This is a genomic window from Brevibacillus laterosporus DSM 25 (genome assembly GCF_002706795.1).
In the GTDB taxonomy this organism is placed as follows: domain Bacteria; phylum Bacillota; class Bacilli; order Brevibacillales; family Brevibacillaceae; genus Brevibacillus_B; species Brevibacillus_B laterosporus.
In genome coordinates this window covers 3194058-3207882 of the sequence record NZ_CP017705.1, presented here as the reverse complement: position 1 = coordinate 3207882, position 13825 = coordinate 3194058, and the positions used below count along the sequence as shown (strand labels likewise).

The window sequence follows — 13825 nt, the reverse complement described above, 5'->3', positions numbered from 1 at the left end:
TCCTCCTCAGGATACCTTTATAGATTTTTAAGTGTTGCAAACACGTCGTCTAAATCCTCTAATGAAAGTTTCTTTGTACTAAAATCACTTGGTGTTCGCTCTGTCTGCTCACGTTGAACACAATGATCGATCACTGCTTTTAAATTGCTCTTATAACGATCTGCCAGACGCTCCATTGTCTCTTGTTCATAACGTTGCGGATTATAATCAAAAGTAACAAGCAACGTATTATTCATTACAAGGCAAGTCATATTAAGCGAACTCGGATTTGCGTTCATTGGGCTTATCTGGTCTCCTGTATTGATAAGGACTCCATTATCCGTCTCAGACTGACTAGCGGAATCTTCTCCCATCTGACCTAGGTAGTTGAAGCTTATGTGATGAGAACTTAATTGGCTCTGGCTTACATCAGAATGAGACATGTGTTGTAAGATCCCAAAACCAATACCATTATTCGGTACATTGCGCAGCGTTTCTTTTACATGTTTAATCACGCTGGAAAGTTGATGGTTCTCTACTTCAAACAGAACTGGATAAATTGTAGTAAACCAGCCAATTGTACGGCTCAAATCAATGCCTTCGACGATCGTCTCACGGCCATGACCTTCCAAATTCACTATGATATCGCTTTGCTTCGTCCACTCATTTATGCTAAGAACCAACGCTGCCAGCAATAAATCATCCGCTTTTGTCTTATAAGCATGGTGGGCATTCGCAAGCAGGTCTTGGGTTTCATTTATATCAAAGGTAAGCTGTACTTCTTTTGTATCTCCAAAAAGGAATGTATCGCTTGATTCCTTATCCGCAGGCAGCACTCTTACCGATTTATTCAACAACCCTTTCCAATAGCTTGCCTCGTCTTGTAGCTTTTTGCTGCGAGCATACCCCTCCAGTTGTACGGCCCACGTCTTAAAGGAAGTGGTTTTCGCCGGCAGCTCACCCTTTTGCTCATAAAGCGTCTGGAAATCCTCCAGCAGGATGCGCCATGAGACACCATCAATTAAGAGATGATGTACGACAATCAGAAGATAATCGCCATATGCCGTATGGTATAAGCCAAGCTTTACAAAAGGGCCTGTTGTCAAATCAAATCTTGCTTGGAGTTGATTCGCTTCTTGTTCGATGCGGCTTTGCCAGTCTCTTTCCTTGGTTACATCCACCTCATGCAGGGTAAAAAACTCTCCCTCGATACCCTGATTTTCTTGAATGATCTTCTCTCTAAACTGGTACTTCATTCTTAAGGCATCATGGTGTTTAACAATGGTTGTAAATGCTTGTTCTATTCGTTGACGATCCCAGCCTTGTTCATTCGGCAGAAGCATAGATTGATTAAAGTGGTGTGGATGCACAAAAGGTTGTTCAAAGAACCAGGATTGAATCGGTGTAAGCGGCACTTCGCCTTCAATTGAATCTTGTTCAATCAAAGCACCTCTTTGTTCAAGGTAAGGAGCCAGCATGGAAATCGTTGGATTTTTAAAAATATGTCTACTATCCAATTTCCGATTATATTTGCTAAGTCTAGCTACGATTTGCAATGCCTTAATGGAGTCTCCGCCTCGTTCAAAGAAGTTGTCCTCTACCCCAATCGGTTTGAACTGCAGGACTTCCTCCCATACCTGAACAAGTATTTCCTCGTCCTGAGAAGAAGGGGCAACGATTTCATGGCCTGTTTGTGCTGAAATGAATTCGGAAGGGTCAGGTAATGCTTGTTTATTTACCTTTCCGTTTCCTGTCAATGGGATATGATCTACTTTAATAAAGTAAGCAGGAATCATAAACTCAGGTAGAGCTTTAGCCAAATGATGGCGCAAATCGTTGACTTTCACTTCTTTATCCTCGATGAAATAGGCGCATAGTGTCGTTGCTCCATGTGTATCGACTATTGGTACAACAACAGCTTCTGTAATCGAAGGATGCGTAAGTAATTGGCTGGTAACCTCCCCAAGCTCGACCCGATTTCCGCGTACTTTAACCTGATCATCCATACGACCGACATATTCGATATTGCCATCAGGCAACCAGCGAGCTACGTCTCCTGTTTTATACATACGCTCACCAGGTGCAAAGGGGTTGTTTACAAATTTTTCTTGTGTCAGCTCTGGACGATTCAAGTACCCACGGCTTAATCCAGCCCCTGCTATGCAAAGCTCACCTGGAACCCCGATTGGTTGTATCTGTTGATTTTCATTGATGATATAGGCCTTTTGATTAGGGAACGGCTTACCAATCGTGATACGCTTGTCCTCTGCTGTAACCACACCAAAGGCACTGCAAACAGTTGATTCTGTAGGGCCGTATCCGTTTATAAAGGTGCGGTTTTGCCCCCAAGTTTGCACAATGTCAAATGTGCAAGCTTCTCCGACACTAACTATGCACTCTAAAGCTGGCAGTTCCCTATAAGGAACGGATCTTAATAAAGATGGCGGCAATGCTACTGTTGTTATTTGATTTTCAAGTAAGTAGGGAACTAAATTGGTTAATAGCTCCTCTTTCTCTTCTATATATAAAGTTGATCCAGTTAGAAGAGCTGGAAAGATCTCTGCTACCGAGGCATCAAAGCTGCTAGAGGCAAATTGAAGGACTCTGCTTCCTGCTCCCATTTTATAGGGGTGAGAAATATGAATCAGATTATGTAATGAACGATGCTCGATCATTACTCCCTTGGACTTTCCAGTAGAGCCTGATGTGTAAATAATATAGGCCAAATCTGCAGGCTGATTCATACTAGATAAATCCGTAGCATCCTCATGATAAATATCAGCTTGATCAACGAAGAGAACTTCCCCCGAATATCCTGTAGGTATTTGGATTTCTTTTTGAGTTAACAGCATTGCAGTCTGGCTATCCTCTAGCATGTGTTCAATACGATCAAGCGGGTACGTTGGATCAATTGGCAGGTATGCTCCTCCTGCCTTTAATACGGCTAGGATACTAATGATCAGCTCATGTGAACGATTAATCATGACCGCAATTATTTGATCACGCCCGACCCCATGCTCTCTTAATGTACGAGCCATCTGATTTGATCTTTGGTTAAGCTCACGATAGGTTAACTCCTGACCTTTAAATACAAGTGCCACTGCATCAGGTGTCTTCATAGCCTGTTCTTCAAATCTGTTTTGGATTGCCTGATCGTAGGTTATTTTGGTTGGTTGATGATTGAATTCCTCTAAGATTTGGACCTTCTCATCTTCTGTTGCCAACTGAATATCAGCTAAACGAATTTGAGGATTTTCCATAATCTGCTCGATGATATGTTCAAAGTGTCCGATCATTCGCTGAATCGTGTTGCGCTCAAATAGATTTGTACTATACTCCACGCCAATTTCTAGACCGTCTGCTTCAAATACCATCCAGCTCATATCAAACTTGGAGCTAGTCCAGTTGATATCCAATGCTTCTATACCCCAATCGGGTAGCTCCGCGTGAGATGTCTCCAGATTTTGTACACCAAACATTGTGTCAAATAGCGGATGTCTGCTTGTATCCCTTTGAACCTTTACTTTTTCAATTACATCTTCAAATGGATACTCCTGATGACCATAGACCTCTAGCATTTTATTTTTCACATTTGCTAAAAATTCTTCGAAGGTTTGCTCAGACTCCAACTGATTTCGGACTGCCAGCGTATTTACAAACATACCGACAGTGGACATGACATCTGGATGCGGTCGGTCTGAAACAGGCGTACCAACAATAATGTCGCGCTGATTCGTGTATTTGTGCAGAAGAACGTTGTATGTCGCAAGCAGTACCATATATAGCGTTACTTCGCGATTTTTCATGAAGGCTTTTACGCTTGCATGGAGATCACCACGTAGGCTTTGGCTTACATAATCTCCTTCCAATCGGCGAATTGGTGGACGAGAATAATCAGTAGGTAGCTCCAACACCGGCAACTCTCCAGAAAATTGCTGCATCCAGAAATTTTCACTTTCTTTTAAACGATCCTGCTGGGACAATTGCCACACGGCGTAATCTTTATAGTGTATCTTCACTTCAGGTAACGCTTGCCCTTGATACAACTGGATAAGCTCCTGGAACAAGATCATAGTCGATACGCCGTCTCCTACAATATGGTGTACATCCATCATAAGAATGTGCTCATCTTTATTAATCGTAAGAAGACCCACTCGGAACAAAGGAGCTGTACTGATGTCAAACGGTTGGATAAACGAATCCTTTAATCTTGAAACATCATTGGCGCTGACGGTTTTCATGTCCATTTTCCATGAAACCTGTTCGTGAACCTTTTGAACTAGCTGCTCCTCGATCATATGAAAGGAGGTTCGTAATGATTCGTGCCGATCAATTAATGTTTGGAAGACCTTCTCTAATTTCTTAGCATCTACAGAGCCTTTCATTTTATAGAAAGACGGCATATTGTAGCTCGTACCCTGAGCCTTATCTTCCAATGATTGAATGACATACATCCTTTTTTGTGCAGAAGAGACAGGGTAGTATTCCTGTTTTGCTGCGGGCTGAATTCCGACGTATTCTTCTTCATCCCGACCATCGATAAATCGCGCCATTTCTTTTACTGTCGTATGCTTAAAAATCTCACGCAAAGGCAGATCAATCTTTAATTCCTTATAAATGTTGGAAGCAAGTATCATCGCCTTGATAGAGTGACCACCTAGCTCAAAGAAGTTATCCACTATCCCTACTCGCTCCATGCCCAGCACCTTTTGCCAAATCTGTACAAGAATCTCCTCAGTTGGGTTCGTTGGAGCAACATATTCGGTTTGCAGCTGTACTTCTTTTTCTGGTTTTGGCAAGGCTTTCTTGTCTATCTTGCCGTTTACTGTGACTGGAATCTTATCGACTTTTATAAAAAACGATGGAATCATATAGTCTGGTAACGTTTGACTTAATTCCTTACGTAAGGCTGAAACCTGCAAATCGTTGTCCGTCACCAAATATGCGCATAGGTATCCCTGCTTTTGTTCTCCTGAACGAGCTAGAACCACAGCTTGCTTTACAGATGGGACTTGGTTTAGCCGAGCTTCAATTTCTCCAAGCTCAATCCTAAATCCACGAATTTTTACTTGGCCATCCATACGGCCTAAAAATTCGATTGTCCCATCCGGCAACCATCTAGCTAAGTCTCCCGTCTTATACATTCTTTCGCCTGGGGCAAATGGATTATCCACAAATTTCTCTCTAGTTAATTCAGGGCGGTTCCAATATCCAGGAGCAATCCCTACTCCACCGATGCATAACTCACCCGGTACCCCAATTGGCTGTAATTGATAATTTGGATTAATAATGTAGGCTTTTTTATTCAACACAGGCTTACCAATATGCGGCTTATCCTCTGGCGTACATAAGCCAATCGTTGCATCTACTGTTGTTTCAGTCGGACCATATGCATTTAAGAAGATTCGATCAGTTCCCCATAATCTGACTAAATCTACAGGTAATGCTTCCCCACCTGTACTGATATATTCCAATGCTGGTAAATCCTCGTACGGCAATGCACTCAATGCAGAAGGCGAGATAAACGGAATGGAAGTTATCTCGTTTACTCGTAACCATTCAACAAATTCAACGCCAGCCATAAGCAGGTTGCGATCCATCAGGTAAAGAGTGGCTCCATTTGTAAGGGTATGGAAAACCTCTCCTACAGAAGCGTCAAAGCTAAAGGAGGCAAACTGCAGAACGCGACTATTCGCAAAGATTCCATAGGTTTGGGCCATTAAGCATAGGTTACATACTGCTTGATGATCAATTATTACCCCTTTTGGTTGACCTGTAGAACCTGAGGTATAGATCATATACGCCAAATCTTGAGCTGTATTGACGATCCCCACATTCGTATCAGCCGCTTGGTACCACTGCATCTGCTCAATTAATATCCGATCACCTGTGAATTCTGATGGGACCTTATGCTTTTGCTGGAACAATAATAGTGATGCATGACTGTCTTCAAGAATATACAGCTTTCGATCTAAGGGGTAATCAGGATCAATTGGAACATAAGCTCCTCCGGCTTTGAGAATTCCCATCATTCCAATAACGGTTTCTATAGAACGATCCACCATGATTGCAACAAATTGATTTCTCTGTATTCCTTTGTCGATCAAGCAACGTGCCAATCTATTTGCACGTTCATTAAGCTCACGATACGTGATGGGTTGATCCTGATAGACAACAGCTATCTGTTCTGGTGTAAGCTCAACTTGTTGCTCGAATAGACTATGAATGGTTTGGTTATCAGGGTAATTGGCCCTAGTATCATTAAATTGCGTTAAAATCTGTTCAATCTCCAGCAGAGTAGCAATTTTGATTTCAGCCAAACGAATGGCTGGATGTTCAATAATTTGTTGTAAAACATAGGTGAAATGTTGAGCCATTCTGCTAATGGTTTCTTTTGTATACAGGCTTGTACTGTATTCAATAGCTACCTTGAGTGTTTCTTCCTCAAACATTGTCCAATCCATGTCAAACTTGGCATTTTTCCATTCAAAATCAAATGGCTTGAAGGTCAAGCCTGCCAAATCAATATCAGACATCTCCATGTTTTGCAAAGTAAACATCGTATCGAAGAGTGGATGGCGACTCATATCTCTTTGTAGATCGAGCTTCTCAACCAATTTCTCAAATGGATACTCTGCATTGGCATAAGCTTGTAAAACCTGTTCCTTAACTTGTGCCAGATAGGAAATAAAAGTCTGCTCTCCTGCAGGCTGTCCACGTAAAGCTAGCGTGTTGACGAACATACCGACGATGCTCTCTACATCCGCATGAGGGCGTCCGGCAATTGGTGAACCGACAATAATATCATCTTGACCGGTATACTTAGCCAGCAACACCTGATAAGCCGCCAATAGAGTCATGTATAGAGTAGAACCCTGACTCACTGATAATTTTTTCAACTGGCTGAGAATGTCAGCATCAATCTCAAAGGTCCATTCATCCCCTTCGAACTGCTGGACTGCAGGACGCGGGAAATCTGTCGGCATTTCTAAGACAGGAGCTTCCCCAGCAAATTGATGTAACCAGTAGCTTTCCTGATCTTGTAAGCGAGTCACTTGAGCATCGGTTTGTTGCCACACAGCGTAGTCTTTGTACTGTATCGTAAGAGGAGGCAGATCCTTTCCTTGATAGAGCTGCGTTATATCCTGAAACAATACATTGGTAGAAACTCCGTCTGAAATGATATGGTGCATATCTAGCATGAAAAGGAATCTCTCAGGGCTAATCCGCACGATGCCCGCACGGAACAATGGAGCTTGGCTGAGATCAAACGGACGTATAAATCCTGCTGTGATGCTTGCAAGGTCTCCTTCCGTTCCATCCATTATCTCTAAATCCCATACCACATCCTCATGTACCTGCTGCATCAGCTCTTCGTCAACCATATGAAATGAGGTTCGTAGCGACTCGTGTCTTTCGACCAATCTCTCAAGTGCTAGATGAAGCTTATCAATTTCTAAAGCTCCCTCCACTTCAAAGAAAAGCGGCATATTGTAGCTTGTTGTTTGGACATTTCCTAAATGCTGTACCACGTACATCCGTCTCTGCGCGGAGGATACAGGATAGAACTCCTGCTTTGGAGCAGGCTCAATCTCTGAGTGGTCTGATCGATCAAGTAGGTCGATCGTTGCTGCCAATTCCTTGACAGTAGGATGTGCGAATACCTCTTTCAAAGGCACCTCGATGCCCAGTTCTTTATTCATTCGTAAAACTAGCATCATCGCTTTTAGCGAATGACCACCCAGCTCAAAGAACATGTCCTGTGTACCAACTCTCTCGACACCCAAAATCTCTTGGAATAACGCTACTACTTTTGCTTCTGTCTCCGTTTCTGGGGCCACATATACACTAGTAATTTGTCCTTCCGGCTCTGGTAAAGCGCGTTTGTTCACCTTTCCATTAGAAGTGAACGGTATCTGCTCTAGTTCTACAAAATAAGTAGGCACCATGTATTCTGGCAAAGCCTCACTTAGATGCTTACGTAGTTCCGCAACCGTCCATACCCCATTTGCAACGATGTAAGCACATAGGTACGAATGCCCTTGCTCATCTTGCTTTGCTAGTAAAACCGCTGCGCTTATAGCAGGATGCTCCAATAATCTTGTCTCTATTTCACCCAGCTCAATTCGGTAGCCGCGTACCTTAACCTGCTCATCCATCCGTCCTAAATACTCAATGCTTCCATCCGGCAACCAACGTGCTAAATCACCGGTACGATACATTCTATCTCCTGACACGAAAGGATTTTCCACAAAGCGCTCTGCTGTCAGCTCTGGTCGGTTTAAATATCCACGTGCAATTGCTGCTCCGCCAACGCACAATTCCCCTGGTACTCCAACCGGCTGAAGCTGATTATTCTCATTTAAGACATAGACACTCGTATTGTTTAACGGACGTCCAATCGGTACGATTCCCGTTTCCTTGATGCTAGAATCCACGGTGTATGTGGTAGCAAAAACGGTTGTTTCTGTAGGGCCGTATCCATTTACTAAACGGCCTTCTCCGAGATAATCCAGAGCCTTTTCTACATGCTTGTATGAAGCCTTTTCCCCGCCAAATACAACCTTGCGCATGGATTTCATACTAGTCACGTCAAGCTCCACTAGCGTATGGAATAGAGACGTGGTCATAAACGAAACCGTAATATCCTGCTCGCGGACGATCTTCGCCAGCTCCATTGGATTTAGCATGACCTCTTTTGGCACCAGTACAAGAGTGGCTCCATTTAATAGCGCACTGTAGATATCGAAGGTAGAGCCATCAAAAGCATAGTTAGATAGCTGTAATAGACGGTCTGTTGGCGCGATCTCGATATAGCCATTGTTGATGATGGTGGTCAAAATGTTTTGGTGAGTCGTCAGGTTGCCCTTTGGTTTACCGGTAGAACCTGAGGTATACATGACATATGCCAAATCCTGTGTTTTATTGATCAGCTCCAAATTCGATGAATCTTCATGCATCCAGCACTCTTCCGCTAGGAGTAATACCTCCCCCTGATAGCTAGCAGGGATCATTTCTGTTTTTTGCACTAATAACAACTTAGTTCGGCTGTCCTCTAGCATGTGCTCGATCCGATCGATTGGATAGGAAGGATCAATTGGCATATAAGCTCCGCCTGCTTTTAGGATGGCGAAAATCCCTATCATCATCTCAATGGAACGATCAGTGATTAATCCAACCGCTTGATCCGGCTGCACACCTTTCTTTCTGAGTACCCGGGCTAATTGATTTACTTTTGCATGGAACTCACTGTATGTGAGCTGCTTTTCTTTAAACACAAGTGCCGGTCGATCTGAAAAACGCTGTACTTGTTGTTCGAATAGATGGCAAATGGATAAATCCTGTAAATCATCAGTAGCAGTATCGTTAAATACCGTCAGTATGTGCTGTTTTTCTTCGTCCGTTGTGAGTTCTAAATCGCTGAGTAAGCAATCCGGATGCTTAGCCACTTGTTCTACTAAATAAGTGAAATGCTTTTCTAGCCTTTGAATGGTTTCATGTTTAAACAGGCTGGTGCTGTACTCAACCGAAATCAATAGATTATTTTGTTCGGCAATCATCCAGGTCATATCAAATTTTGCATTTTTCCAGTTTAAATCACGCGAATGAAGCTTTAGACCAGAAATATTTATCTCGGACATATCCATGTTTTGTAAAACAAACATCGTATCAAACAAGGGATGACGACTCATATCTCTTTGTAAATGTAGCTTCTCTACCAACTCTTCAAATGGATGATCAGCGTTGTCATAGGCTTGTAGTACGTTTTCTTTCACTTCTGATAAGTAGGAGATGAAAGATTGCTCTTCTTTTGGTTGACCACGTAAAGCTAGTGTATTAACAAACATCCCCACAATACTCTCTGTGTCTGCATGCGGTCTTCCTGCAATCGGAGTTCCGACAATGATATCGTTTTGACGGGTATACTTAGCCAACAGGATTTGATAAATCGCCAACAGAGTCATATACAACGTAGTTCCTTGCTTAGCTGACAATTGCTTTATGCTGTCCAATATTTTGGCATCAATTTCAAATGACCAGGAATCTCCGTCAAACTGCTGTATGGCTGGTCGTGGATAATCAGTTACCATTTCCAAAATTGGTAGGTCACCAGAGAATTGGTTTAACCAATACCTTTCCTGCTCCTGAAAACGGACAACCTGAGCCATGCCTTGTTGCCACACCGCAAAATCCTTGTATTGAATCTTGAGAGGACTCAGCTCTATACCTTGATACAACTGCGTTATATCCTGAAACAATACATTCATCGATACCCCATCTGAGATGATATGATGCATATCCAGCATCAATAAATGTCGCTTAGGATTGATTTGAATGAGTCCCGCTCGGAATAATGGCGCCTTAGCAAGATCGAAAGGACGCATAAAGGAATCGGTAAGTTGTTGAACTTCTTCCTCTACGGCATGAATCATTTCCATCTCCCATGCAACTTCTGCATGTACCTTTTGCATCAGTTCATCCTCAACCATATGGAAGGAGGTTCGTAATGACTCATGACGCTCAATTAGTTGTTTCAAAGCTAGAGATAGCTTTTCTACCTCAAGAGCACCCTCCATTTCTAAATAGAACGGCATATTGTAGCCTGTTGTTTCTACATCTCTCATTTGTTGAACCACATACATCCGTCGCTGTGCATTAGATACCGGGTAGTATTCTTGCTCCATGGCCGGTTGGATTTCGCTGTAATCCGAATGTTCAGCCTGTCTGATATAGGATGCTAATTCTTTAACGGTTTGTCTGGCGAATACTTCTTTTAACGGAACTTCTATTTCTAATTCCTTGTGTATTCTTGAAACCAGCATCATTGCTTTTAGGGAATGACCACCCAATTCAAAAAATGTATCCTGCGTTCCCACTCGTTCTACAGCTAAGATTTCTTGGAAAAACTGAACTAGCTTCTCCTCTGTCTCATTCACTGCCGCAACATATTCATTGGTAATCACTCGGTCTGGTTCAGGCAATGCACGCTTGTCTACCTTGCCATTTGAAGTTAGCGGCATTTTTTCTATCTCGATAAAATAAGATGGCACCATAGAATCCGGCAATGTTTCCTTGATATGCTTGCGAAGCTCTGCGACTGACCAGGCACCATTTGTCACCAGATAGGCACATAAGAAGGAATGCCCCTGCTCATCCTGCTTCGCCAGCAAAACGGTCTCGCTAATAGCAGGATGCTCTAGTAATCTAGCTTCAATTTCACCTAATTCGATCCGATGTCCCCGAATCTTAACTTGTTCATCTATTCTACCTACGTACTCAATGCTTCCATCCGGTAACCAACGCGCTAAATCCCCTGTGCGATACATTCTCTCTCCCTGCACAAAAGGATTTTCAACGAAACGATCAGCAGTCAGCTCTGGAAGATTGAGATACCCGCGGGCAATCCCTTCCCCGCTCACACATAGCTCGCCTAATGCACCTATCGGCTGTAATTGATTGTCTGCTCCTAAAATAAACACCTTCGTATTGTTCAACGGGCGACCTATCGGCATAATCCCCGTCTCCTTGATCGTATGGTCCACCGTATAGGTAGTGGCAAAAACAGTAGTTTCTGTTGGTCCATACCCGTTGACCAAACGCCCATCTCCCAAGTAATCCAGCGCTTTTTCTACGTGCTTGATCGAAGCTTTTTCTCCTCCAAACACCACCTTGCGCATGTGTTTGAGACTTGTCACATCCAGCTCAACCAGAGTGTTAAACAGAGATGTTGTCATAAAGGACACGGTAATATGCTGGTCTTGAATGACCGATGCCAAATCAGTCGGATTCATCAGTACATGCGTTGGTACTAAAACAAGGGAAGCTCCGTTTAACAGTGCGCTGTATATATCAAAGGTAGAGCCATCAAAAGCGTAGTTGGACAACTGGAGAAGACGATCATTGGGCGTAATCTCTATGTAGCCATTGTTAATGATGGTCTTGACGATATTTTGATGTGTTGTCAGATTCCCCTTTGGTTTACCTGTTGAACCTGAGGTGTACATGACATAGGCCAGGTCTTGTGCTTGGTTGACCAAATCTAAATTGTCTGTATTCTCATCCATCCAGCTATCTTCTGTTAACAGCAGTACTTCACCCTGATAATTGGCTGGGATCATTTCAGCTTTTTGCACCAATAACAAATGGGTGCGACTATCTGCTAGCATGTATTGAATGCGTTCACTCGGATAAGATGGATCGATAGGCATATAAGCGCCACCAGCTTTAAAGATGGCTAGAATGGCTATGATCATTTCTAAGGAACGATCCGTAAGTAACCCTATCACCTGATCAGGTAAAATCCCTTGTTTGCGTAAACCACGGGCCATTTGATTCGCCTTTTCGTTCAGCTCGCCGTATGTTAGTTGAGCCTCGCCAAATACGAGTGCCACTTGATCAGGGTTCTTGTCAACCTGCTCTTGAAACAGCTCATGAATCGTTTTCTCTCTTGGATACTTTGCATCAGTACAATTAAAAATGGTTAAAAGCTTATCCTTTTCCAGATCGGATACAAACTCGGTAGCTGGGTCAAAGATATCTTGCTGCGCAATAACCAAAGAAACCAGCTTTTTCATATTCAGCTCTAAAAGATTGAGATACTCTTTTGAATAAACACTTTCGTTATACATAAACTTAAAGATTAATTCCTTGCCAGGAATGACTAGTACGGTCAGATCATAGTGCGTCTGCTCAAAAGTGTGGGCATCCTTCACGGCAAACCCGAGTACGTTTTCTTGATTAAATGTTTCTTGATCCATCGGGAAATTTTCAAACGCTAAAATATGATCAAGCAATTGATGCGTATAAGCTGCGTTCGCCTGAATATCGGCTAAAGAAAGATATCCGTATTTTTCTGCCTCCAGCGCTGTTTGCTGTACGTTTTTCAGCACTTCCCCAAACGTTTTTCCCGCTTCCTTTTTAATACGGATTGGAATCGTATTACTGAATAACCCCACCATTTGTTCAACATGGGGCACCTCGGCGGGTCGTCCGGAGACAACCACACCGTAAGTCGCGTCATTCGTATTATTGTATTTTTGCAATAACGCTCCCCAAATTGTTTGCACAACTGTATTTAAGGTTACCTGATACTTTTGAGCCGTTTGCGTTAGTTTTTGTGTAGCTTCCTCTCCCAAGGAGAAAATGAATTCCTCTTGCTTGAAGGGATGATTGCCAGACCTTAGACGCGGGATACCCGTAAGGTTTTCAAATCCCTGTAGATACTCTTTCCAAAATGCCAATGCTTGATGGTCATCTTGTTTCTTTAACCAACGTATATATTCGCTATATTGAGGGGCCACCTCTGGAAGCAAGGCCTGTCCTGACAAGCGACGTTGGTACATTTGAAATAAATCCTGAAAAACGATACCCGTGCACCAGCCATCCATCAGGATATGATGATGACTCCACAGTAATTCATACCGATTGGCGGCTGTTTGAAACAATGTAAAACGTAGCAGGATATCCCGGGAAAGATCAAAGCCTCTTTCCCGGTCTTTTTTTCTATATTCCTCGATGAATTTCCGTTGCTCTTCTTCATTGATTTGAGTAAGGTCCTCAATCTGTAAATCTATTTTGCGTTCACTAAGCACAACCTGAACAGGGTCTACTTTTTTATAGCGGAACACACTTCGGAACATGTCGTATTTTTGTACGAGTCCCTGAATACTTTCAGCCAAATAGGTTGGGTTTACACCCCCCTCCAGCAAAAGGGTAACCTGCTCGAAATAGGCATCGCTTTGCGGGTCTTTAATAGAATGAAATAGCATACCCTTTTGTAACGGAGAAAGTGAATAGATATCTTTGATCTTGTCTTTTTTTTGCACGATATATGGCACCACCTATC

At 42.8% G+C, this 13825-nt stretch carries 1 protein-coding gene; it reads right to left on the bottom strand.

Annotated features, from left to right (window positions below; all coding sequences use genetic code 11):
* Nucleotides 1-17: 17 nt before the first annotated feature.
* A complete protein-coding gene (locus BrL25_RS15425) occupies nt 18-13805 on the bottom strand; it encodes a non-ribosomal peptide synthetase (protein WP_236848047.1) in 13788 nt (4595 codons plus the stop codon).
* Nucleotides 13806-13825: the final 20 nt, after the last annotated feature.